The 23,037-nt window shown below is 62.8% G+C and carries 19 protein-coding genes and 1 pseudogene; 14 read left to right on the top strand and 6 right to left on the bottom strand.

All coding sequences use genetic code 11. The features are described 5' to 3' along the window. Positions 1–179 precede the first annotated feature (179 nt). The 11 genes from pyrH to lpxB all read left to right on the top strand — a co-directional run bounded on the left by pyrH (position 180) and on the right by lpxB (position 11,566). A complete protein-coding gene (gene pyrH, locus NKI47_RS22225) occupies positions 180–902 on the top strand; it encodes a UMP kinase (protein ID WP_023674934.1) in 723 nt (240 codons plus the stop codon). Between the two features lie 91 nt (positions 903–993). Next, complete coding sequence (gene frr, locus NKI47_RS22220) at positions 994–1,548, top strand: ribosome recycling factor (protein WP_084640965.1); 555 nt, start codon at positions 994–996, stop codon at positions 1,546–1,548. A gap of 32 nt (positions 1,549–1,580) precedes the next feature. Beyond that, positions 1,581–2,303 carry an isoprenyl transferase gene (locus NKI47_RS22215; RefSeq protein ID WP_352448819.1) on the top strand — a complete coding sequence of 241 codons (723 nt, stop codon included), beginning with the start codon at positions 1,581–1,583 and terminating at the stop codon, positions 2,301–2,303. Positions 2,304–2,306: 3 nt separating this feature from the next. Continuing rightward, positions 2,307–3,140, top strand: a complete 834-nt coding sequence (locus NKI47_RS22210) for a phosphatidate cytidylyltransferase (RefSeq protein ID WP_352448820.1) — start codon at positions 2,307–2,309, stop codon at positions 3,138–3,140. Between the two features lie 104 nt (positions 3,141–3,244). Then, on the top strand, positions 3,245–4,387 hold the full coding sequence (rseP, locus tag NKI47_RS22205; RefSeq protein WP_352593679.1) for an RIP metalloprotease RseP: 1,143 nt from the start codon (positions 3,245–3,247) through the stop codon (positions 4,385–4,387). A gap of 217 nt (positions 4,388–4,604) precedes the next feature. After that, entirely contained in the window at positions 4,605–6,959 is a 2,355-nt protein-coding gene (bamA, locus tag NKI47_RS22200) for an outer membrane protein assembly factor BamA (RefSeq protein ID WP_352593677.1), read from the top strand. A 179-nt stretch (positions 6,960–7,138) separates the two neighbouring features. Continuing rightward, complete coding sequence (lpxD, locus tag NKI47_RS22195; protein ID WP_352593675.1) at positions 7,139–8,197, top strand: UDP-3-O-(3-hydroxymyristoyl)glucosamine N-acyltransferase; 1,059 nt, start codon at positions 7,139–7,141, stop codon at positions 8,195–8,197. Then, positions 8,190–8,654: a 3-hydroxyacyl-ACP dehydratase FabZ gene (gene fabZ / locus NKI47_RS22190; protein WP_023674942.1), complete on the top strand. Its 465-nt coding sequence runs from the start codon at positions 8,190–8,192 to the stop codon at positions 8,652–8,654. The genes lpxD and fabZ overlap by 8 nt, the downstream gene beginning before the upstream one ends. 13 nt (positions 8,655–8,667) lie before the next feature. Beyond that, positions 8,668–9,501: an acyl-ACP--UDP-N-acetylglucosamine O-acyltransferase gene (lpxA, locus tag NKI47_RS22185; protein WP_352593673.1), complete on the top strand. Its 834-nt coding sequence runs from the start codon at positions 8,668–8,670 to the stop codon at positions 9,499–9,501. A 6-nt stretch (positions 9,502–9,507) separates the two neighbouring features. Further along, the gene (locus NKI47_RS22180) at positions 9,508–10,410 is read left to right on the top strand and encodes an LpxI family protein (RefSeq protein ID WP_352448825.1); all 903 of its coding nucleotides are present in this window, start codon (positions 9,508–9,510) and stop codon (positions 10,408–10,410) included. Continuing rightward, positions 10,400–11,566 carry a lipid-A-disaccharide synthase gene (gene lpxB, locus NKI47_RS22175; RefSeq protein WP_352593671.1) on the top strand — a complete coding sequence of 389 codons (1,167 nt, stop codon included), beginning with the start codon at positions 10,400–10,402 and terminating at the stop codon, positions 11,564–11,566. The genes NKI47_RS22180 and lpxB overlap by 11 nt, the downstream gene beginning before the upstream one ends. A gap of 92 nt (positions 11,567–11,658) precedes the next feature. Here the strand turns inward: lpxB and gltA are convergent, their stop codons facing one another. After that, positions 11,659–12,987 (bottom strand): citrate synthase, encoded by a 1,329-nt coding sequence (gene gltA / locus NKI47_RS22170; protein WP_352568691.1) that lies wholly within the window; start codon positions 12,985–12,987, stop codon positions 11,659–11,661. Between the two features lie 179 nt (positions 12,988–13,166). Then, complete coding sequence (gene gltX / locus NKI47_RS22165; protein WP_352593669.1) at positions 13,167–14,588, bottom strand: glutamate--tRNA ligase; 1,422 nt, start codon at positions 14,586–14,588, stop codon at positions 13,167–13,169. A gap of 96 nt (positions 14,589–14,684) precedes the next feature. Here gltX and NKI47_RS22160 point away from each other — a divergent pair, with 96 nt between their 5' ends. Next, entirely contained in the window at positions 14,685–17,150 is a 2,466-nt protein-coding gene (locus tag NKI47_RS22160) for a ComEC/Rec2 family competence protein (RefSeq protein ID WP_352593667.1), read from the top strand. On the opposite strand, the gene lexA is transcribed toward NKI47_RS22160, so the two are convergent. After that, positions 17,144–17,878 carry a transcriptional repressor LexA gene (lexA, locus tag NKI47_RS22155; protein ID WP_023674949.1) on the bottom strand — a complete coding sequence of 245 codons (735 nt, stop codon included), beginning with the start codon at positions 17,876–17,878 and terminating at the stop codon, positions 17,144–17,146. The two genes, NKI47_RS22160 and lexA, sit on opposite strands and share 7 nt — an antisense overlap. 448 nt (positions 17,879–18,326) lie before the next feature. Between lexA and kynU the strand changes: the two genes are divergently transcribed. Then, positions 18,327–19,574: a kynureninase gene (gene kynU, locus NKI47_RS22150; protein WP_023674950.1), complete on the top strand. Its 1,248-nt coding sequence runs from the start codon at positions 18,327–18,329 to the stop codon at positions 19,572–19,574. Positions 19,575–19,669: 95 nt separating this feature from the next. Continuing rightward, positions 19,670–20,499: pseudogene (locus NKI47_RS22145) on the top strand (hormone-sensitive lipase). A 7-nt stretch (positions 20,500–20,506) separates the two neighbouring features. Here NKI47_RS22145 and NKI47_RS22140 read toward each other — a convergent pair. Genes NKI47_RS22140 through trpC form a run of 3 tightly spaced genes read right to left on the bottom strand, consistent with a single transcriptional unit; the run spans position 20,507 to position 23,033 of the window. After that, positions 20,507–21,712 carry a molybdopterin molybdotransferase MoeA gene (locus NKI47_RS22140; protein WP_352593665.1) on the bottom strand — a complete coding sequence of 402 codons (1,206 nt, stop codon included), beginning with the start codon at positions 21,710–21,712 and terminating at the stop codon, positions 20,507–20,509. Next, on the bottom strand, positions 21,712–22,218 hold the full coding sequence (moaC, locus tag NKI47_RS22135; protein WP_023674953.1) for a cyclic pyranopterin monophosphate synthase MoaC: 507 nt from the start codon (positions 22,216–22,218) through the stop codon (positions 21,712–21,714). The genes NKI47_RS22140 and moaC overlap by 1 nt, the downstream gene beginning before the upstream one ends. A gap of 2 nt (positions 22,219–22,220) precedes the next feature. Beyond that, positions 22,221–23,033 carry an indole-3-glycerol phosphate synthase TrpC gene (trpC, locus tag NKI47_RS22130; protein ID WP_023674954.1) on the bottom strand — a complete coding sequence of 271 codons (813 nt, stop codon included), beginning with the start codon at positions 23,031–23,033 and terminating at the stop codon, positions 22,221–22,223. Between the last annotated feature and the right edge of the window lie 4 nt (positions 23,034–23,037).

The raw sequence follows: 23,037 nt of genomic DNA, 5'->3' as shown, positions 1-23,037 counted from the left end.
ATCGCCCGTATCTCCTCAGCCGACCCAATTTGCCGGGGTTTTGCTGAGCTCTATCGCGGACCACCAACTAAAATTTCCGGCGGGGGCGCCGGTTCAAACCGGGGCCCCCTTCGTGTATCGGAACGCCCAGTGTTTCGGGGCGCACCGAAACGCGTCACACGCACGATGACGAGGACCAGATGACGGTGAAGCCCCTCTACCGACGTGTCTTGCTGAAAGCGTCGGGCGAAGCGTTGATGGGCGAGCAGCATTTCGGCATCGACGTATCGGTGGTCGACCGCATCGCCGCCGACATCGCCGAGGCCCGCGCATTGGGCATCGAAGTCGGTGTCGTCATAGGCGGCGGCAACATCTTCCGTGGCGTCGCGGTTGCGTCAAAAGGCGGAGACCGCGTCACCGGCGACCATATGGGCATGCTTGCCACGGTTATCAATTCGCTGGCGCTGCGCACCTCGCTCAACAAGATCGGCGTCGACGCCGTGGTGCTGTCGGCGATCGCCATGCCCGAGCTTTGCGAAAGTTTTTCGCAGCGTCAGGCGACCGCCTACATGAACCAGGGCAAGGTCGTCATCTTCGCCGGCGGCACCGGCAATCCGTTCTTCACCACCGATTCGGCTGCAGCCCTTCGCGCCGCCGAGATCGGCGCCGATGCTCTGTTCAAGGGCACCCAGGTCGATGGTGTCTATTCGGCTGATCCCAAGAAGGACCCGCATGCGACACGTTTCGAGCGGATCAGCCATGACGAAGTCATCAAACGCGGGCTTTCGATCATGGATACGGCGGCGATTGCACTTGCGCGCGAAAACAACATTCCGATAATCGTCTATTCGATCCACGAGAAGGGTGGCTTCGGCGATATCCTGAGGGGCGGCGGCCGTTGCACGGTTGTCGCAGACGATTGACCGGACCATGAACCCGAAAGGGACCGGTTGCGGATGAGGCTCGAACAGGGCCTAAGCAGTGAACCCGGGTTAACGGGTCGAGGAGACGATGATGAGTGGCGAGTACGACGATCTCAAACGGCGCATGGACGGGGCGATCGCCGCGTTCAAGCATGATCTGGCTTCGCTGCGCACCGGCCGCGCGTCGAGCAACCTGCTCGATGCCGTCCAGGTGCAGGCCTATGGCACCACCATGCCGATCAACCAGGTGGCAACAGTGTCGGTGCCGGAACCGCGCATGATTTCGGTTTCGGTCTGGGACAAGTCGATGGTCAGCGCAGTCGACCGCGCCATCCGTGAAGCCAATCTCGGCTTCAATCCTATCGTCGACGGTACCAATCTCAGGATTCCGCTGCCCGAGCTCAACGAACAGCGCCGCAAGGAACTGGTCAAGATCTCGCACGGTTATGCCGAGAATGCCCGCGTCGCCGCACGCCACGTTCGCCGGGACGGCATGGACTTTCTGAAAAAGGCGGAAAAGGACGGCGACATCAGTGAGGACGACCACCGCAAACGGGCCGACCAGGTTCAGAAACTGACCGACGAGACAATCAGCACCATCGACCACCTGCTTTCCGACAAGGAAGCGGAAATCATGCAGGTCTAGGGTCTGGCCACGCCTGGCCCGGAAGCGAGAATATGGCAACGCCCGCGCATGTCGCGATCATCATGGACGGAAACGGACGCTGGGCCAAGGCGCGCGGCTTACCGCGGCTGGCCGGTCACCGCGCCGGCGTCGAGGCGCTGCGCAAGACAGTGCGCGCCGCCCCCGGCCTCGGCATCTCCTTCCTGACCGTCTACGCTTTTTCGTCGGAAAACTGGTCACGGCCGAAATCCGAAGTCAGCGACCTCATGGGCCTGCTTAAGCTTTTCATCCGACGTGACCTCGCCGAGCTGCACCAGAGTGGGGTGCGGATCAGGGTCATCGGTGACAGGGCAGGGCTGCAGCCCGACATAAGGGGGCTGCTCGAGGAAGCCGAAACGCTCACTCTCGGCAACGAGGCGCTGACACTGGTCATTGCCTTCAATTACGGCGGGCGCGACGAGATCGTGCGCACCGCGCGCAAGCTCGCAGCGGCGGTGGCGCGCGGTGAGATCGAGAGCGAGGCGATCACGGCCGATTCCTTTGCCAGCTCGCTCGATACAGAGGGCATTCCGGACCCGGAACTGGTCATCCGCACCAGCGGCGAGCTTCGGCTGTCCAACTTCCTGTTATGGCAGGCCGCCTATAGCGAACTCGTTTTCCTGCCTTGCTACTGGCCCGACTTCAGTCGCGAGCACCTGTCCGATGCACTGCGCGATTTCGCCGGCCGCGAGCGCCGCTTCGGCGGACTTGCCGCCCAAGATGTCGCCTCAGGCTGAGGAATGAGCAACCTCCAACTCCGGGTCATTTCGGCCGTCGTGCTTGCCATCGTCACGCTTGCCCTGACCTGGCTCGGCGGACTGTCCTTCCGGTTGCTTTGCGCCGCCATGGCGGCGGTGATCTTCTACGAGTGGACGCGTATGAGCCGCCCCGTTGCCCCGGCAGGTGCTGGTGCTACGGCAGGTCTCGGCTTTCTGCCCGAGGCGCTGATCGTGGTCTTTATTGGTGCCCTCGTCGCCGGCCTGCCTGCGTCTTTGCTGCTGCCGCTCGTCGCGGCTCTGGTTGCTGTCACTGCCGTCGCTTCTTCCATGCGCAGGGCAGGACCGTGGGAAGCATCCGGCCTTGCCTATGCGGCCGTGTCCGGCTTGTCGCTGGCCTTCTTGCGTGACGGCGACCATTCAGGGCTGCTGGCCATTCTGTTCCTATTCGCCGTGGTTTGGGCGACCGATATCTTTGCCTATTTCGTCGGCCGCTCCATCGGTGGTCCAAGGCTGGCGCCGTCGATCTCGCCGGGCAAGACGCGGAGCGGGGCGCTCGGTGGGTTGGTCGGCGGCGTAGTGGCCGGGCTGCTTCTGGCCGCCGTAGCCGGAACGGGCAACCTCGTCGTGCTTGGCGTGGTCGCACTGGTGCTTTCGATTGTCGCGCAGGCCGGCGACCTGTTCGAATCATGGGTCAAGCGACGCCACGGCCGTAAAGATTCCGGCACGCTGATACCCGGCCATGGCGGCATCATGGATCGGGTAGATGGGCTTGTCGCGGCGGCTTTCGCCCTATACGTCATCGGCTGGATTTCCGCGACCGCCGACCATCCGGCACAGGGGCTGTTTCCGGTTTGAACGGCATCGTCGGTGGGCCGACGCGGGGCTGCGTCATGGATTCGCCTGGATTGATGTCACAGTCGCGGCGTGATCTGTGCCGTGGATGAATTTGAGGGCATGAATTGAACGAGATTTTTCACGCGGTTTTCAGCACAGAGGGCTTTGTCCTCGGCACGCTGGTGCCTTTCCTGTTCGTGCTGACCGTGGTCGTTTTTGTCCACGAAATGGGCCATTACCTCGTCGGGCGCTGGTGCGGTATCGGCGCAAAAGCCTTTTCGATCGGTTTCGGCCCAGAGATCATCGGCTTCAACGATAGCCGCGGCACGCGCTGGAAGCTTTGCGCCATACCGCTCGGCGGCTACGTCAAGTTCGTCGGCGACATGAACGCGACGTCGAGCCAGCCCAGCTCGGAGGAGATCGAGGCGCTGAGCGAGGAGGAACGCAAGGTCGCCTTCCACACGCAGCCGATCTGGAAGCGCGCGGCGACCGTCGTGGCGGGGCCGCTGTTCAACTTCCTGCTGACGATCGCCGTCTTTGCCGTGCTGTTTTCCGTCCATGGCCGGCCCGTGCTGGAGCCGATGGTGGCTGAGGTCACCGTCGGCAGTCCGGCCGCCGCGGCCGGCATTATGCCCGGCGACCGATTCGTCAGCGTCGACGGCAGCAAGGTCGAGACCTTTGCCGACGTCCAGCGTCTGGTCTCTGGCCGCGCCGGCGACAGCATCACCTTCGTCATGCTACGCGCCGGCAAGGAAATCACCGTCACGGCGACGCCGCGCTTGATGGAACAACAAGACGCACTGGGCAATAAGGTCCAGGTGGCCGTGATCGGCGTCGTCAACAACAAGGAACTCGGCCAGCCACGGCTGATCACCTATAGTCCGGCCGGGGCGGTCGGGGCAGCGGTCCAGGAAACCGGACACGTCATCCAGCGTACCGGCCAGTTCCTGCAACGTTTCGTTGTCGGCCGCGAGGACAAGTGCCAGCTGGGCGGCCCCATCAAGATCGCCAAGATGTCGGGTCAGGCGGCAAAGCTCGGCTTTGAATGGCTCGTGCAGCTTGTTGCATTCCTGTCAGTCGGGATAGGGATTCTCAACCTTTTGCCGATTCCCCCCCTCGACGGAGGGCATCTTCTGTTCTACGGCGTGGAGGCTGTCATCCGGCGGCCGGTGTCCGAACGCATGATGGAAATGGCTTACCGAAGCGGCCTCATATTGGTGCTCGGGTTCATGGGCTTTGTTTTCTGGAACGATCTGTTTGGGTGCTGAAATCATGAAGGAATTTGGCTTCGGCACGAGCAATGTTGAGACGCCGTTTACCATGCGTGGGGATATGCGTGACGCGAAAGCCACGCCGCAGGGTTAAGTAAATACAAATTAACCAGAAGCCTTGCGTGTAGGGAAAATCCGGTTAATACGGTAGGGGAAATTACCGCACGTCCGGTTTTCTCGCCGTGGGGACTTCGAGAAAAGGTACAAAAGCCCGATGAAGGCAGCATCCAAGTTTCTGAGCGCCGCGTCCGCGGTGGCTATGTCCGCCGCTCTGGTTGTACCAGGCGCGCTCGCAGTGCAGTTCGTTGCCACATCGGCCGCCGAGGCGGCTGTCGTCTCCAGAGTCGAAGTCACCGGCAATCAGCGTGTCGACGCGGACACCATCCGCAATTACGTGACGATCAAGCCCGGCAAGGCGTTTTCCAGTTCGGATATCGACGATGCGGTCAAGGCGCTGTTTGGCACCGGGCTGTTTTCGGATGTGCAGATCAACCAGGTCGGATCGACGCTGGTCATCAAGGTGTCCGAATACCAGGTCGTCAACCAGGTGCTGTTCCAGGGCAACAAGAAGCTTAAGGACAACGCGCTTGAGGCCGCGGTGCAATTGAAGCCGCGCGGCACCTTCTCGCAACAACAGCTCGACGCCGATGTCGAGGCGGTCAAGGCCGCATACCGGCGTATCGGCCGCGACGATGCCGCCGTGACCACCCAGATCATGGATCTCGGCGACAACCGGGTAAATGTGGTCTTCAACATCAACGAAGGCGGCCGCACCCAGATTGCGGCGATCAATTTCGTCGGCAACAGCGCCTATTCGAGCCGCCGGCTGTCGGACATCATCTCCACCAAGCGTTCGTCCTTCCTGTCGTTCGTGCTGCGCGACGATGTTTATGACGAGGACAAGCTGCGCGCCGACCAGGAGCTGCTGCGCCGCTTCTATTATAATCACGGCTATGCCGACTTCCAGGTCGTCTCGGCTGTCGGCGAACTCGACGACACAACCAACAAATACACCGTCACCATCACGGTGCAGGAGGGCGAGCGTTATACGTTCGGGGATGTCAGCGTCGAAAGCACGATCCCCGAGGTCGACGCCAAGTCGCTCGAATCGGTGGTCGAGACCCACAAGGGCGATGTCTACAACGCCAAGAACGTCGAGGACACGATCATCGCCTTGACCGAAAAGGTCGCTGGATCCGGCTATGCCTTCGCCCAGGTGACGCCGCGCGGCGACCGCAACTTCGAAAACCACACGATCTCGGTGGTCTATACGGTCGATCAGGGCACCAAGGCCTATATCGAGCGCATCGAGATTCGCGGCAACGATCGGACGCGCGACTACGTCATTCGCCGCGAGTTCGATGTCAGCGAAGGCGATGCTTTCAATCAGGTGCTCATCCAGCGCGCGAAGAGGCGACTGGAAGCGCTCGATTATTTTGAAAAAGTCGAAATTTCGACCGTTCCGGGTTCTGAGCCGGACCAGGTTGTGCTGGTGGTCGATGTGGTCGAGAAATCGACCGGTGAGTTCACGGTCGGCGCCGGTTATTCGAGCGGCGGTGAAACGTCAGGTCCGTCCGTCGAAGGTTCCGTCAGTGAGCGCAACTTCCTCGGTCGCGGCCAATTCATCAAGGTGGCGGCGGGCGGTGGCAAGAACTCGCGCGACTACAGCTTCTCTTTCACCGAACCCTATTTCCTCGGACGCCGCATCGCGGCCGGCTTCGACATCTACAAGCAGAGCCGAAACTACGACCATTACGACAGCGACACGACGGGCGCAACCGTCCGCTTCGGCCTGCCGATCACCGACAATATCTCGACGCAACTCGCTTATAATATTGCGCAAGAGAAGTACGAATTCGACGAGGGCTGCGACCCATCGGCCGGTTGCGACGTGTCCCAGGCGATCCAAAACGGCGTTAACGAGAGCCCATGGCTCAAGTCCTCGGTCAGTCTCGGCCTGATCTACAATACGATCGACGACATGAAGAACCCGCATGATGGCATTTATGCCAATGTCGGCACCGAAGTGGCCGGCCTCGGCGGCGATGCCAAATTCATCAAGGTCACGGCGCGCGGCAGCATTTATCAGACGCTGTCCGAACAATTGGACCTGGTGGGCCTCATTTCGGGCGGCGCCGGCCATGTCCAAGGCTATGGCAACGGCGATCTGCGCGTCTTCGACCATTTCCAGAGCAGCGACCGCATGATCCGCGGTTTCGAATATGGCGGCATCGGCCCGGTTGCTTCGGACAACAGCAATGACCATCTCGGCGGCACCACCTACTTCAATGCCTCGGCGGAAGCGCAGTTCCCGCTGCCGGTCATCCCCGAAAGCTTCGGTTTGCGTGGCGCTGTGTTCGCCGATGCGGCAACGCTCTACGGCAGCAAAATCGCAAGTGGCCTTGTCAATTCTTCGACAACCGGCATGGAATGGCGCGCTTCCGTCGGTGTCGGTTTGATGTGGGCATCGCCTTTCGGCCCGATCCGCATCGACTATGCGATCCCGGTCAAGAAGGAAAAGACCGACGACGTGCAGGAATTCAACTTCGGCATATCGACCCGCTTCTGATGTGCGGGCAATGATGCTTCCGGCTCGTTTGGATCCGGATGGCAGTGATCCGACACTACAGCGCAGCGCGTCCTATCGGACGCGCAAAGGACGGTGTAGCACTTTGATTTGCGCATGATCCTTTCCGAGGGTCGATTTCCGATTTTCGGGTCATGCGCTAGCTGGATATTGCTTCTGGAATGACCGATCCGGTGTTCTTCGCGCCCTCACGCCGGTATACGGCCGGCGAAGTCGCGAATCTGACTGGCTCGACGCTTGTTGATTCCGGTCTCTCCGATGTATCGATCGAGGCTCTGGCGCCCGCCAACGAAGGCGGCGAGAACGCCCTTGTCTTCGTCGATGGCAGGCGCAATTTCGCCCTGATGCAGTCACTGCGGGCGGCGGCGGTTCTCTGCCCTGCCGAATTTGCCGGCAAGGCGCCGGCGGGCATCGCGGTGCTGGTGCATCCGCGCCCGCAGCAGGCCTTCGCAATGGTCGGGCGTCTGCTTTTTCCGGCGGCTGCAACGCCTGGACCGATGACCGGCGAAACCGGTGTCTCGCCGCACGCCCATATCGATGCGACCGCCCATGTCGAGGCCGGTGCGATCATCGAAGCAGGTGCGATCATCGGACCTCGCGCTGCCATCGGCAGCGGGACCGTCATTGCCCCGCATGCGGTCATCGGTCCGTCCTCGCAGATTGGCCGCGACGGCTATGTCGGTCCAGGTGCCAGCGTGCAATATGCGTTGATCGGCAATCGCGTCATCATCCATGGCGGTGCCAGGATCGGCCAGGATGGCTTCGGTTTCGTGGCCGGCGCCAAGGGTCCGGAGCGGGTTCCGCAGATCGGCCGCGTCATCATCCAGGACGACGTCGAGATCGGGTCGAATACGACCGTCGATCGCGGCGCCATGTCCGACACGATCATCGGCCAGGGCACCAAGATCGACAATCTGGTGCAGATCGCGCACAACGTTCGCATCGGCCGCAATTGCATAATAGCCGGGCTTTCGGGTATTTCCGGTTCCGTGACGGTAGGCGACAACGTCACCATGGGTGGCGGTGTCGGCCTTGCGGATCATTTGACCATCGGGTCCGGGGCCAAGCTTGCGGCAAGAAGCGGGTTTATGAGCAATGTGCCTGCCGGTGAGATTTGGGGAGGATATCCGGCGCAGCCGATGGCGGAAGCCATGCGCGAGATAGCGGCCTTGCGCAGACTTGCACGGACGCGCAAACAGGGTGAGGGGGGAAATGGCTGACATCGCAGCGGCGACGCTTGAAGCGGTTGACATAATGCGGCTGATGAAGCTCCTGCCGCACCGCTATCCGTTCTTGATGATCGACCGTATTGTCGACATAGATGGCGACGAATCCGCCATCGGCATCAAGAACGTCACCATAAACGAGCCGCATTTCCAAGGTCATTTCCCCGACCAGCCGGTCATGCCCGGCGTGCTGATCATCGAGGCGATGGCGCAGACGGCCGGCGCCATCTGCATCCGCAGCCTTGGTACGGAAAAGCCGTCGCTGGTTTATTTCCTGACCATCGACAATGCCAAGTTCCGCAAGCCGGTCGTTCCAGGCGACCAGCTGAAAATTCATGTGAAGAAAATCAAGAAACGCGGCAATCTTCTCAAATTCGCTTGCGAGGCCCTCGTCGATGGCGCCAAGGCGGCGGAAGCCGAGATCTCGGCGATGATGGTCGCAAGCGGCTGACAAACGAATGCTAATGAAAATCCAGACAGTCATCCATCCATCGTCGGTCATCGAGGCAGGCGCCCAAATCGGCGAAGGCGCCCGCATCGGGCCCTTCTGTCACGTCGGCCCCGACGCCGTGATCGGCGACCGCGTCGAACTGGTCAGCCATGTCTCGGTGATTGGCGCGACCACCATCGGTGCATCGACCAGGGTCTATCCGATGGCGATACTGGGCGGGCCGCCGCAGAACACCAAGCACAAGGGCGGCCGTACCACGCTGGTGATCGGCGAGAACTGCACGATCCGCGAAGGTGTCACCATGCATGTCGGCACCGATTCCAGCCGCGGCGAGACGACGATCGGCGACAACGGCAATTTCCTTGCCTATGCCCATATTGCCCATGACTGCGTGGTCGGCAAGAACGCCACCTTCGCCAATCAAGCGACGTTAGGCGGGCATTGCGAAGTCGGTGACAATGTCTACATCGGCGGCCTTACCGCGGTTCATCAGTTTGTCCGCATCGGCGATAACGCCTTTCTCGGCGGTTGCTCGGCGATCGTCGGCGACGTCATTCCTTACGCCATCGCCGTTGGCAACCGTGCCAGCCTTCGCGGCCTCAACATCATTGGCTTGAAGCGCGCCGGCCTGCCGCGTTCGGAGATCCACTTGCTGCGCAAAGCCTACAAGACGATCTTCGATCGCTCCCGGACCGTCGGCGAAAACATCGAATTCGCCAAGGCGGAATTCGCCTCGTCGCCGACTGCCATGAAGATCGTCGACTTCATCGCCGGTCGCGGCAAGCGGCACTACGCCGTGCCGTCGCTCAAGGGTAGCGACGGCGACGATACCGATGATGAAGACTGAGGGCAGATGACGAAGATTGAGGCTGCCGGAAAGGGCCTTGATCTCGCGCCAGATGCCAAGGTCGGCATCATCGCCGGCGGCGGCAGTCTCCCGGTCGAAATTGCCCGAGCGCTCGCCCGGCAAGGCAAATTGCCCTTCGTCGTGATGGCGGCCGGCGAGGTCGATCGCATAGCCGATTTCGAGCCCTATGAGCAGGCAACCTTGAGGCTGGAAGACGTCGGCTCGCTGCTGCCGATCCTTAAGCGGCATCACGTTACGCATCTCGTAACCGCGGGTCATATCACGCGCCGCCCCAGGCTGAGCGCCATGCGCCTCAATTTGGGCCTGCTCGCGTGGCTACCCAGCCTCTTCGTCGGTGTAACCCGGGGGGACGATACGGTGCTGAAACTGTTCGTGCGCAGGATCGAGCGCAGCGGCATCAAGGTCGTCGGCGCTCACGAGATCGTGCCGGAGCTGGTCGCCGCCGAAGGCCTGCTGACCAAGGCGGCGCCACGCAAATCCGACTGGCGCGACATCGAGGCGGCGCACGCGGCGGCAAAAGCCATCGGCGCGCTGGATATCGGCCAAGCGGCTGTTGCGGTCGGCGGCCGCGCCATTGCGTTGGAAGGCGTCGAAGGCACCGACGGGCTGCTCGAGCGGACAAGGGAGTTGCGCGGGCACGGCAGGCTGGCCGGCGGGAGCCGCGGTGTTCTGGTCAAATGCGCCAAGCCCGGTCAGGAACTGCGTGCCGATCTGCCCTCCATCGGCCCGCTGACCGTCGAGGCGGCGCATGCCGCCGGACTGGCCGGCATTGCCGTCGAAGCCGGTCGCTCGCTAGTGCTCGAAGGTCCCGCCACCATCGGACGTGCCAATGCGCTCGGCCTGTTCGTAATCGGCCTGCCTGCTGCGGAGCCGGCGCATGGCGAATGAGCGGCCGTTGAAGATAGCCGTCGTCGCCGGCGAGGAGTCCGGCGACCTGCTTGGCGCCGACCTTGTGCAGGCGCTCAAGCGCATGACCGGGCGCGAAGTTCGGCTTGTCGGCATCGGCGGCCGCCATTTGCAGGCGCTCGGCCTGGCGCCATTGTTCGACGGCAGCGAGATCGCACTGATGGGGCTTAGCGCTATCCTGCGCGACCTGCCGCGCCTGATGCGGCGGATCGGCCAGACGGTAAACGCGATTGCCGGTGAAAAGCCCGATTGCCTTATCACCATCGACAGTCCGGATTTCTCGCTGCGCGTCGCCAAGAAGGTGCGTGCCGCCGATCCGACTATCCCGATCGTCCACTATGTCTGCCCGAGCGTGTGGGCTTGGCGGCCGGGCAGGGCGGCGGCGATGAAGCCATATGTCGATCACATTCTTTGCATCCTGCCGTTCGAGGTGAAGGAACTCGCTCGCCTGGGCGGGCCGCCCGGCACCTATGTCGGGCATCGCCTTGCACACGATCCGGGCATAGTCAGTGCCGCCAGGGCGCAGGCGCAGCCGCGTAACCTCTCCGCTGACCGTGTGAAAACGTTGCTTGTATTGCCCGGTTCGCGTCGCGGCGAGGTGCGGCGCCTGGTTGGGCCGTTCGGCGAAACGCTGTCGATCCTGCGGGCGCGCGGGCACCGCTTGCGCCTGCTGTTGCCGACGGTGCCGCACGTCGCCGACCTGGTCAGGACCTCGGTCGCGAGCTGGGACGAGAAGCCGGAGATCATACTTGATGCCGAACGCAAATGGCAGGCCTTCGGCAAGGCGGATGCGGCGCTGATCGCGTCGGGGACGGTATCGCTGGAACTGGCACTGGCGGGTGTGCCGATGATCTCCTGCTACCGGCTCGATCCGGTCATGCGCATGGCGCAGCCGCTGATCAAAGTATGGAGCGCAGCCTTGCCCAATCTCATTGCCGACCGGCCGGTTGTGCCGGAACACTACAATCAATATGTGCGGCCGCATTATCTGGCGCGGCAGTTGGAAGCGCTGTTCTCCGATACCGCCTACCGCACCTGGCAGAAGCACGGTTTTGCCGACATTGCCGGGCGTATGGCAACCGCCAAGCCGTCAGGCGAGATTGCCGCGGGTGTGGTGATGGGCATGGTGAGGAAGTGAGTGAATTGTGAATAGTGGTTTCTATGGACAGGGAGCGACGCTTCGCTACTCCCATTCACCATTCACCATTCACCATTCACCATTCACCACCTTCACCGCTTCGCGATTGGCACGTAGTCCCGTTCCGGCGCGCCGGTATAGAGCTGGCGCGGGCGACCGATCTTCTGGTGCGGGTCCTCGATCATCTCCTTCCACTGCGCGATCCAGCCGACGGTGCGGGCGACCGCGAACAGCACGGTGAACATGGTGGTGGGAAAGCCCAGCGCCTTCAGCGTGATGCCGGAATAGAAATCGACGTTCGGATAGAGCTTCTTCTCGATGAAATAGGAATCGGTCAGTGCGATCCTTTCCAGCTCCATGGCGATGTCGAGCAGTGGATCGTCCTTGATGCCGAGCTCGCCCAGGACCTCGTGCGCGGTCTTCTGCATGATCTTGGCGCGCGGATCGTAATTCTTGTAAACGCGGTGGCCAAATCCCATCAATCGGAACGGATCGTTCTTATCCTTGGCGCGCGCAATGAATTCCGGGATGTGATCGACATGACCGATCTCGCCCAGCATGTTCAGGGCTGCCTCGTTGGCGCCGCCATGTGCGGGACCCCACAGGCAGGCGATGCCGGCAGCGATACAGGCAAAAGGATTGGCGCCCGACGAGCCGGCCAGGCGGACGGTCGAAGTCGAGGCGTTCTGTTCGTGATCGGCGTGCAGGATGAAGATGCGCTCCATCGCGCGGGCCAGCACCGGATTGATCTTGTATTCCTCGCAAGGCACGGCGAAGCACATATGCAGGAAATTGGCTGCGAAATTCAGCTCGTTCTTCGGGTAAATGAATGGCTGGCCGATGTGGTATTTATAGGCCATCGCCGCGATCGTCGGCATCTTGGCGATCAGCCGCATTGACGCGACCATGCGTTGATAGGGGTCCGAGATATCGGTGGAATCGTGATAGAAGGCCGACAGCGCGCCGACCACGCCGCACATCACCGCCATCGGATGCGCATCACGGCGGAAGCCGGTGAAAAAGCGCGACATCTGCTCATGCACCATGGTGTGGCGCGTCACCCGGTAGTCGAAATCGTCCTTCTGCGCCTTGGTCGGGAGTTCACCATAGAGCAAGAGATAGCAGACTTCGAGGAAGTCGCCGTGCTCGGCCAATTGGTCGATCGGGTAGCCGCGGTGCAAAAGAATGCCGGCATCGCCATCGATGAAGGTGATTTCCGATTCGCAGCTCGCCGTCGACGTAAAACCGGGATCGTAGGTAAAGACGCCGGCGGTGTTGTAGAGCGAACCGATGTCGATAACGTCAGGTCCTACCGAACCACTTCGTATCTTGAATTCATGGATTTTGCCGCCGAGTTCCAGCTTGGCCGTCGATGCCTGGGTTTTGCCGCCAAATTCCATTTTTGTCGCAGGTTCGGTCATAGCAAACTCCTTTTTGTTTCCTCAGGCCGGCAAAGGCAAAATATCTGAACCCAACACGTCAAAAGCATCGGAATACGCACATTTGCGCCCGCAATTGAATCTGCGCGGCAGATTAGGCCAAGACCCAATGTTGCACTGCGAAACACACCTTTCAATGCCAATCTTCTTGGGCCAGTTTGCTAATCGATTTGATCAGCGATCCGCGCCAGGCTTTCCTCGCGGCCAAGCACGGCAAGCACATCAAAGACACCTGGCGAGGTACTTTTGCCGGTGAGCGCGGCGCGCAAAGGTTGGGCCACGACGCCGAGTTTATGGCCGGCGGACTGCGCATAGTCGCGGATCGCGGCTTCGGCTGAGGCGGCAGACCACTCCGAAACCGTGGCTAGTGCCGCATGAGCGCCCCGGAGGATCGCGCGCGCCTCACCGCTGAGCAGCGCCGCCGCCTTCTCGTCGACCGGCAGCGGCCGCTCGACGAAAAGGAATGCAGCCCCTTCAACAAGTTCGACCAGCGTCTTGGCGCGCTCCTTCAGGCCCGGCAACGCGGCAAGCAGTTGCGCCCTGCGTCTGTCGTCGAGGCGAGCGGCGATTGCCGGGCCGCCTTCTAGATAGGGCAGAGTGGCGATGAAGATGTCGAGCAACGCCGCGTCGTTCATCCGGCGCATATGCACGCCATTAAGCGCCTCGAGCTTGGCGAAGTCGAAACGGGCGGCGCCCTTGTTGACGTCGCCAATGTCGAACCATGCAATCATGTCGGCGATCGACATGATCTCATCGTCGCCGTGGCTCCAGCCAAGCCTCGCCAGATAGTTGAGCAGCGCCTCCGGCAGGTAGCCCATGGCGCGATAGGCTTCGACGCCAAGCGCACCGTGCCGCTTCGACAGCTTGGCGCCGTCGGCACCGTGGATCAGCGGGATATGCGACATCGATGGCACCTCCCAGCCCATGGCCTGATAGATTACGGTCTGGCGTGCGGCGTTGGTCAAATGATCGTCGCCGCGGATGATGTGGGTGATGCCCATGTCGTGATCGTCGACGACGACGGCATGCATGTAGGTGGGATTACCGTCCGAGCGCAGAATAATGAAATCGTCGAGATCCTTGTTGGGAAAGCGCACGTCGCCCTGGACGCGGTCATGCACCACCGTCTCGCCGTCTGTCGGCGCCTTGATGCGGATCGCCCCCTTGGCGCCGGGCGGCGCCTCCGACGGGTCGCGGTCGCGCCAGCGTCCATCATAGCGGGGAGGCAGCCCCTTGGCCCGTGCGCTCTCGCGCATTGCCTCTAGCTCGGCAGGCGTCGCATAACAATAATAGGCCTTGCCCATACGAACGAGCTCCTCGGCCACCTCGCGATGGCGCGGCGCACGCTCGAACTGCGACACCGGCTCGCCGTCCCATGTCAGGCCAAGCCAGGAAAGCCCGTCGAGAATGGCCGCGCTTGCCGCATCGGTGGAGCGCTCGCGGTCGGTGTCCTCGATGCGCAGCAGCATAGTGCCGCCTGTGTGCTTGGCATACAGCCAGTTGAACAGCGCCGTGCGCGCCCCGCCAATGTGCAGATAGCCGGTGGGCGAGGGGGCAAAACGGGTGACGACCTTATCGGGCATGGAACTCTCAGGCGGGCGAAGGAAGTGGGTTTGCGGACTTTCGCGCGTTGCGCGTTCATGTAGCATAGGAGGTCGAGGGCGCAAGGGGCAGACCCGATGGCTGTGCGAGGCCGTGGTGCGGGCGAGGGCGTGGACGTTGGCAGCGGCGTCAGCGAACGCTTGCTGTTTGCCGCTCCCCCGCCTGTCCTGCCGGCACCGGCATTGCTACCCGCTCCGCGCTTCGATGCTCCGTCGCTGCCGGCCAGCGACCCAGCAGCGGTTCTCGTGCCCGCGGGCGAGCCCATCGTACGCCTGCCCAGGCGTTTCCGCCTCCCGTCACCGTCCCGTATCCGCAACAGCGTAACCTCGGCAGCCGGCCTGGAACTCGACCGCGGCATCGCCTTCCTGCTGGTGCCGGTGTTCCTCGCATGCGGGGTGGTCGTATATTTCGGGCTGTCGGTGGAGCCGGCCTTTCCACAGCCGATCGCAATCGCGCTCCTCGCGGCCCTTTGTACCGTCGTCTCACGGTCATGGCCCAGGACGCGCCTGTGCTTCATGGTGGCGCTGCTCTGCGCGCTTGGCGTACTTGCCGCCAAGTTCGAGACATGGCGTGTCGGAACGCATATGCTCGGTTCCGAAATCTCGACGCGGCTGACGGGTCGCGTCGTATCGTACGAGCCCATGGCGAGCGGCCGCATCAGGCTGACAATCGATGTGATCTCAACCGCCAGGCCGACACTGCGCTACATGCCGGAACGGGTCCGCGTTTCGGCGATGAAGATACCGGCTGAGCTGACCGCCGGTTCCGAGATCACCGGCTATGTGCGGCTGCTGCCGCCGACCGGCCCGGTGCGGCCCGACAGCTATGATTTCTCCTTCGACAGCTATTTCGCCGGTATCGGCGGCAGCGGCTTTTTTCTCGGCAATCCGAAAGTCGTGTCGTCGGGCAGCATGCCGCTTGCCGCGCAGCTTTCTTCCGCGATCGAAGACGCGCGCGAATCCATCGCCGACCATATCCGCAGCCGCATCGGCGGTGCCGAGGGCGAGATTGCTGCTGCGCTGATCGTCGGCGTGCGCGCCGGCATTCCCGAGGAGATCAACGAAGCGATGCGGCGCACCGGCATCTACCACATCATCTCCATCTCGGGGCTGCATATGGCGTTGGTCGCCGGCACCATCATGGCGCTGCTGCGGGGTGCCTTTGCGCTGTTTCCCGATTTCTCATCGCGACGGCCGGTCAAGAAATATGCCGCGGCCGCCGCGCTTTTTTCGATTTCGGCCTACCTCGTCTTTTCCGGCATTGTCGTGGCGGCCGAACGCAGCTTCATCATGCTGGCGGTGATGCTTATCGCCGTGCTGTTCGACCGGGCCGCGCTCACCATGCGCAACCTGGCGATCTCGGCCATCGCGGTCATCCTGGTGTCGCCGCACGAGGTGGTCGGTCCGAGTTTCCAGATGTCCTTCGCCGCGACGGCGGCCCTTGTCGGCGCCTATGCAGGCTGGTCCGATTACCGCGCCGGCAGGGCCACCACGCCGCCGCCGCGGCGGTCGCCGCTACGCTTTGCCACTCGAAAGGTCCTGCTGGGCATGTGCGGTCTGGCGATGACCTCGATCATTGCAGGGAGCGCCACGGCGCTTTTCGCCATATGGCATTTCCAGCGCGTGGCGCCTCTCAGCCTGTTCGCCAATCTGGCCATCATGCCCATCGTCTCACTGGTCGTCATGCCCTTCGCCGTTCTCAGCGCGCTGGCGATGCCGTTCGGTGCGGATGGCCCTTTCCTCTATGTCATGGGCAAGGGGCTGACGGCGATGATCGCCCTGTCCGGGTGGATCTCGGAGCGCTCGCCGATCGATGCGGTCGGGCTAATTTCGCTGAGATCCGTCCTTCTGGTGACGATCGCCCTCGTCATTGCCAGCATGGCGACGACCTGGTTGCGGCTGGCGGCACTTCCTTTTGCGCTCGCCGGCTTGCTGACGACAACGCAGACACGCATACCCGACGTATTGGTCTCGGAGGACGCACGGCTGGTCGCGCTGCCGATCGGCAGCGGTGAACTCGCGGTCAACCGGGCACGCCCGAATGAGTTCACCATCGACAACTGGAAACGCGCGCTCACATCAGAGGCTATCGTCGCGCCGGAAACACCTGGAAAGAACGACCCGCAATTCGACATTGCCGATCCGGCCGACCTACCGCCGGGCATGCCGTTCATTTGCACGGACGGCCTCTGCCTTGCCAGGCATCCATCCGGCGCGATCATCGCGCAAGCCAAGGACCGCGATACTGCGCGGCCAGCCTGCGCCTTTGCCAGCTTGATCGTCATCGACGACGCCACCGCCCATAACCCCTGCTACTACGACCGACTGGTCCTCGTCGTCACCAAACGGCAACTGGCGCGCGCGGGAAGTGCCGCCGTCTACTTCGATCCACAAGCGGCAACGCGCGCCGAAATCCGTTTCGCGGTCGAAAAATCATACCGGCCCTGGCACGTGCAGCGGAAATTTTCACGCGCGGCACGGGGCCTGCCGCCATACCGCAGGGCCGACAACCCCAAAGCCGGCGCCAAGGGCGGAGCTCAGTAGCGGCGGATCAGTCCGACGAGCTTGCCCTGCACCTTGACCCTGTCTGGTCCGAAGATGCGCGTCTCGTAGGCCGGATTGGCGGCTTCCAGGGCGATCGAGGCGCCCTTGCGGCGGAACCGCTTCAGCGTCGCTTCCTCCTCGTCGACCAGTGCCACCACGATCTCACCGGGGCTCGCCGTATCGGCATTGCGGATGATCACCGTGTCGCCGTCGAAAATGCCGGCCTCGATCATCGAATCGCCTTTGACCTCGAGCGCATAATGCTCGCCGCCCATGATCATATCCGGCGGCACCGAAATCGAATGCGTCTGGTGCTGGATGGCGTCGATCGGCACACCGGCGGCGATGCGGCCCATCACCGGGATCGAAACGGCGGCGACGACATCGTCGTCATTGCCGGCTGCAGGGACGCGCGACGATGTCGGCTTGCCCTGCCGAGGGGCGCCTTGCCCAAGACTACCCTGGATGACACTCGGCGAGAACTTGCGTGCCGCATTGAGGCCGGGGGCGATCGAGTCAGGCAGGCGCAGCACCTCCAGCGCACGGGCCCGGTTGGGCAAACGGCGAATGAAGCCGCGCTCCTCCAGCGCCGTAATCAGCCGATGGATTCCCGATTTGGAAGCCAGGTCGAGCGCCTCCTTCATCTCGTCGAAGGAGGGCGGAATACCGCTTTCCTTCAACCTTTCGTGGATGAACATAAGCAGTTCGTGTTGTTTGCGTGTCAGCATAGCGACCCCCAACAGAATCAGAAAAACAAACCCAGAACAAACACTATCTGTTCCAGTTGTGTTCCGCAACCGTTTAAAGTTTAATGAATGCGTTAAGGCTTGGGAAACAAACCACGCCCCTACCGGAATGCCGCATTTTCACCGTCGCGAGCGTCATCCCCTTGATTCTGCTTTCGTTTGCGCCTTCTGGCTTCCCAGAAGGCAGCACTGACATCGGCCGTCGGTCGGCAAAGGGCACGGAATTGAACCCGTATCGACTGCGCGGTTCGGTCAATGCACCGTGAACGAAACGAACTCAAAACGCCAACCTCGGGTTAACTCCTGGTTTCCAGTCGCCTGGTCAGGCTGCTTCTCGCCGGTGGAGCCTTGCTGCGCGCAACCAGGTGATGGAAGAACAGTCGATGCGTGTCCGGCGTTGCGTTGAATTTTTGGGGGGAGCAGGCACATCATGACAGGAATTCCCGATCTCGCCGCCATAAAGGCGATGGATGCCGCAGATCCGCTGCGCGCGATGCGCGACCGCTTCGTGTTGCCGCAAGGAGTGATCTATCTCGACGGCAATTCGCTAGGAGCTGCTTCACGTGCCGCTTTCGATGAACTGCACAAGGCCGCGACCGAAGAATGGTCGCATGATCTCATCCGCGCATGGAACACGGCCGGCTGGTTCAACATGCCGCTTGAACTTGGCGACCAGCTCGGGCGCCTGATCGGTGCCGCGGCCGGCCAGACGGTGGTCTGCGACACGACATCGGTCAACATCTACAAGCTGCTGCACGCCGCCATGGCCATGCGACCGGAGCGGCAGGTCATCGTCGCCGAGGGCGATAGTTTTCCGACGGACCTCTACATGGCTGAGGGTGTGGTTTCGACGCGAAAAGATACGCTGCTGCGCCTCTCGGGGATCGACGCGCCGACCATCGAAGAGCTGATCGACGAACGCACCGCCGTGGTGCTGGTCAACCACGTCAACTACAAGTCGGGCGAACTGCGCGACATGCCGGCGCTGACGCGCAGGGCTCAGGAAGCCGGGGCGATGATCGTCTGGGATCTCTGCCACACCGCCGGCGCGATGTCAGTCGAGCTCGACAAGGCAAACGCCGATTTTGCCGTTGGCTGCACCTACAAATATCTGAATGGCGGCCCGGGCGCGCCTGCCTTCATCTATGCGGCTGAGCGGCATCTTTCCGACATCCAGCAGCCGCTCACCGGCTGGTGGGGCCATGCACGGCCCTTCGCCTTCGAGCCAGGCTATGCGGCCGGCACCGGCATCCGCCGGTTTCTGTGCGGCACCCAGCCGGTCCTGTCGATGCGCACGCTGAAGGGCGCGCTCGACATCTGGAACGATGTCGACATGACGGCGGTGCGCAAGAAGAGCATCGCGCTGGCGGATCTGTTCATTGAGCTTGTCGAGGCAAAGTGCGGCACTTACGGGCTCACGCTCGAGAGCACGCGCGATGGGGAAAAACGCGGCAGCCAGATTTCATTCATGCATGAGCATGGCTACCAGATCATGCGCGCGCTGATCGAACGTGGCGTGATCGGCGATTTTCGCGCGCCATCGACCATGCGCTTCGGCTTTACGCCGCTCTATGTCGGCTATGCCGATGTCTGGCAGGCCGTCGAAGTGCTTGAGGACATCCTGCGCACCGGTGCGTGGAAGGAAGCGCGCTTCGCCATCAAGGCGGCTGTCACTTGAGATTGATGCGAGAGCTGGAATCGTGAGGCTGGCGACGACGCGCCGCGCGATGCTCACGGCTACGTTGCAAGGCCATATGCCAGGGAGGGCGCAGGGTGTTCGAACGTCACATTGCCGATTGGGACAACGCCTATGCCAACGGCGCCAACGTAGCCGGCAGCGATCGCTGGCCGGCGGCCTGGATCGAGCCCGCGCGGGTTTCCGCGACGTGCTTTCGACCGAGGGCAGGGCGCGGCTCGACATGGCCTATGGCGACAACCCACGCAACCGGCTCGATCTTTTCCTGCCGGCCATCAAGCCCAAGGGACTCGTGGTGTTCGTTCATGGCGGCTACTGGATGGCATTCGACAAAAATTTCTGGTCGCATCTTGCCACTGGCCCTGTTGATCGCGGCTATGCGGTGGCGATGCCGTCCTACACGCTCTGTCCGCAGATACGCATTGGCGGCATCGTCAAGGAAGTCGGCGCGGCGATCGGCAAGGCGGCGGCGATGGTCCCAGGGCCGCTGATGCTGACCGGACACTCGGCCGGCGGCCATCTTGTTAGCCGGATGGTTACGGCGACGACGCCGCTGGCGCCCGAAGTGGTCCGGCGCGTTCGTCACGTGGTGTCGATCTCGGGGGTGCATGATTTGCGCCCGATCATGCGCACCGGCATGAACGAGACGATCGCGATCGATGAGGCCGAGGCGCAGGCCGAAAGCCCGGTGCTGCTGCGCCCGATGGACAAGGCCCGCCTGACCTGCTGGGCCAGCGGCGGCGAGCGCGCCGAATTCCTGCGTCAGAGCGCGTTGCTGGCCAACATCTGGATCGGCCTGGGTACCGCGACCAGCTCGGTGGTCGAACCTGACCGGCATCATTTCAACATCATCGACGGTTTGGCCGATCCAGACCATCCGCTGACCCGGACCTTGATTTCGGAGTGAGGCAGGTTCAGCGTAGCATCAGCACGTCGCAGGGGGAGCCCGCCGCCGCGGCAGGAGCGAACGGCGCGCGAACGATCAGCCCGTCGGCATCGGCCAGCATTTTCAGCATCGAGGAGTCCTGGATGCCGAACGGCGTCGCCACGAGCGCGCCGGCGTTGGTGCTGACAACAGCCCGCACATAATCCTGCCTGAGATCATTGGCCGGCATGGCGGTACCGAGCCGCGCCCGACGCATATCCTGCTGAAAGGCGCGGCCGCCGAGCTGCGCCAGCAACGGCTTCAGGAAGAGCTGGGTGCAGACCAGGCTTGCCACCGGATTGCCGGGCAGGCCGATGCAGCGGATGTCGCCCAGCCGCCCGAACATCAGCGGCTTGCCGGGCCGCATGGCGATCTTCCAGAAATCGAGAGCCATGCCTTCCCCGGTCAGCACGTCATGAACGAGGTCGTGGTCTCCGACCGAGGCACCACCCAGCGTGACGATGACGTTCGCGCCCGCCTTCACCGCCTTTGTCACCAGCGCAGCGATCGCCTCCTTGCGGTCCGGCGCAATGCCGAGATCGAGCGCGCGCGCGCCGACCGACTGTGCGGCGGCGGCGACGCCATAGGCGTTTGACGAGATGATCTGGTCGGGGCCAAGCTCACTGCCCGGCGGCAGCAATTCGTCGCCGGTGGCGATGATGGCGACCAGCGGCCGCTTGACCACGCCGACCTTGGGGTGGTTGGCCGATGCCGCCAGCGACAAGGCCGCCGGATCGAGCAGGCGGCCCTCGCCCAGCAGGACGTCGTCCTTGGCGAAATCGAGCCCGAGGCGGCGGATGTTGCGCCCCTGCACCGTCGGCTCCGTCACTTCGACGCTGCCGCCGCCGTGGTCGCGGACGTTCTCCTGGATGACGATGGTGTCGGCGCCTTCGGGAAGCGGCGCGCCGGTAAAGATGCGTACGGCTTGCCCTTGCTGCACCACCCCGGCAAAGCCGCGTCCGGCTGGCGCCATGCCGACCACCGAAAGCTTTGCTGGTATGAACGCGATATCGGCGGCCCGCACGGCATAGCCGTCCATGGCGGAGGCATTGAACGGCGGCTGGGTGCGGAGCGCCACGACCGGCTCCGCCAACACGCGGTCTGCGGCATCCAGCAGTGCGACGCGTTCACCCGGCAGCGCTGCTGCGCCATCCAGCAGGCGCTCGAGCGCCTCGGCAACGGGGACCAGCGCCATTATCGGCCGGCCCCGGTGGTCCGATCTCCGGTGACCTTATAGTCGCCGGATTTGCCGCCGGTCTTTTCAACCAGCCTGATGCCGGAGATGACCATGGCGCGGTCGACCGCCTTGGCCATGTCGTAGATGGTCAGGCAAGCGACCGAGACGGCACTCAGAGCCTCCATCTCAACGCCGGTCTTGCCGGTGACGCGGGTCAATGCTGTCACCTTCAGGCCGGGCAGCGCGGCGTCCGCCTCGATATCGACAGATATCCTGGTCAGCAGCAGCGGATGGCAAAGCGGGATCAGTTCATGCGTCTTCTTGGCCGCCATGATGCCGGCAATGCGCGCGGTGCCCAGCACGTCGCCCTTCTTGGCGTCGCCGGCGAGGATCATGTCCAGCGTCTCGGGCCGCATCGCGACAAAACCTTCTGCGACTGCCGTGCGCACCGTCTCAGCCTTGTCGCCGACATCGACCATGTTGGCTTCGCCCTGCGCGCCAAGATGGGTGAGGGCGGCCGCCATCCTCAAACGGCCTCTGCCGGCGCCTTGCCCGTCAACAGCAGGCGCGTTGCCGCGGCCACGTCCTGCTGGCGCATCAGGCTCTCGCCGACCAGGAAAGTCGCAATGCCGCTCTGCTCCAGCCGGCGGCAATCGTCGTGCGAAAAGATACCGCTCTCGCTGACCAGATGGCGGTCGGCCGGCACCATCGCTACCAGCCGCTCCGAGGTCTGTAGGCTGGTTTCGAAGGTCCGGAGATTGCGGTTGTTGATTCCGATCAGCCGCGACGACAGCTGCAGCGCGCGTTCCATTTCAGCCTCGTCATGCACTTCGACCAGCGCGTCCATGCCGAGCCCGAACGCTGTCGCTTCGAGTTCTCTTGCCAACGCGTCGTCGACGCTGGCCATGATGATCAGGATGGCATCGGCGCCCCATGCCCTGGCCTCGTAGACCTGATAGGGGTCGAACAGGAAATCCTTGCGCAATGCAGGCAGCTCGACGGCAGCGCGCGCAGTGGTGAGGAATTCGGGCGCGCCTTGGAAGGAGGGTGCGTCGGTCAGCACCGAAAGGCAGACGGCACCGCCCTTCGCATAGGCACTGGCCAGCGTCGGCGGATCGAAATCGGCGCGGATCAGGCCTTTGGATGGGCTAGCCTTCTTGATTTCGGCAATCAGCGCGAACCTGCCGGATTTGCGCTTTGCTTCAAGGGCGGAAAGAAAGCCGCGCGGCGCGTCGGCATCAGTCGCCCGTGCCTTGATCTCGGCGAGCGGCACGCGCGCCTTGGCCGCCGTGATCTCGTCGCGCTTGTAAGCCTCGATCTTGCGCAGGATGTCGGACATGGTT

The organism is Mesorhizobium sp. M0633, assembly GCF_040320645.1.
Taxonomy (GTDB): domain Bacteria; phylum Pseudomonadota; class Alphaproteobacteria; order Rhizobiales; family Rhizobiaceae; genus Mesorhizobium.
This window is presented reverse-complemented; position numbering and strand designations above follow the sequence as displayed.

Excerpts from the sequence above, each read along its gene's own strand:
- pyrH (WP_023674934.1), top strand. The coding sequence starts at position 180 with ATGACGGTGAAGCCCCTCTACCGACGTGTCTTGCTGAAAGCGTCGGGC.
- frr (WP_084640965.1), top strand. The coding sequence starts at position 994 with ATGAGTGGCGAGTACGACGATCTCAAACGGCGCATGGACGGGGCGATC.
- NKI47_RS22215 (WP_352448819.1), top strand. The coding sequence starts at position 1,581 with ATGGCAACGCCCGCGCATGTCGCGATCATCATGGACGGAAACGGACGC.
- NKI47_RS22210 (WP_352448820.1), top strand. The coding sequence starts at position 2,307 with ATGAGCAACCTCCAACTCCGGGTCATTTCGGCCGTCGTGCTTGCCATC.
- bamA (WP_352593677.1), top strand. The coding sequence starts at position 4,605 with ATGAAGGCAGCATCCAAGTTTCTGAGCGCCGCGTCCGCGGTGGCTATG.
- lpxD (WP_352593675.1), top strand. The coding sequence starts at position 7,139 with ATGACCGATCCGGTGTTCTTCGCGCCCTCACGCCGGTATACGGCCGGC.
- fabZ (WP_023674942.1), top strand. The coding sequence starts at position 8,190 with ATGGCTGACATCGCAGCGGCGACGCTTGAAGCGGTTGACATAATGCGG.
- lpxA (WP_352593673.1), top strand. The coding sequence starts at position 8,668 with ATGAAAATCCAGACAGTCATCCATCCATCGTCGGTCATCGAGGCAGGC.
- NKI47_RS22180 (WP_352448825.1), top strand. The coding sequence starts at position 9,508 with ATGACGAAGATTGAGGCTGCCGGAAAGGGCCTTGATCTCGCGCCAGAT.
- lpxB (WP_352593671.1), top strand. The coding sequence starts at position 10,400 with ATGGCGAATGAGCGGCCGTTGAAGATAGCCGTCGTCGCCGGCGAGGAG.
- gltA (WP_352568691.1), bottom strand. The coding sequence starts at position 12,987 with ATGACCGAACCTGCGACAAAAATGGAATTTGGCGGCAAAACCCAGGCA.
- gltX (WP_352593669.1), bottom strand. The coding sequence starts at position 14,588 with ATGCCCGATAAGGTCGTCACCCGTTTTGCCCCCTCGCCCACCGGCTAT.
- NKI47_RS22160 (WP_352593667.1), top strand. The coding sequence starts at position 14,685 with ATGGCTGTGCGAGGCCGTGGTGCGGGCGAGGGCGTGGACGTTGGCAGC.
- lexA (WP_023674949.1), bottom strand. The coding sequence starts at position 17,878 with ATGCTGACACGCAAACAACACGAACTGCTTATGTTCATCCACGAAAGG.
- kynU (WP_023674950.1), top strand. The coding sequence starts at position 18,327 with ATGACAGGAATTCCCGATCTCGCCGCCATAAAGGCGATGGATGCCGCA.
- NKI47_RS22140 (WP_352593665.1), bottom strand. The coding sequence starts at position 21,712 with ATGGCGCTGGTCCCCGTTGCCGAGGCGCTCGAGCGCCTGCTGGATGGC.
- moaC (WP_023674953.1), bottom strand. The coding sequence starts at position 22,218 with ATGGCGGCCGCCCTCACCCATCTTGGCGCGCAGGGCGAAGCCAACATG.
- trpC (WP_023674954.1), bottom strand. The coding sequence starts at position 23,033 with ATGTCCGACATCCTGCGCAAGATCGAGGCTTACAAGCGCGACGAGATC.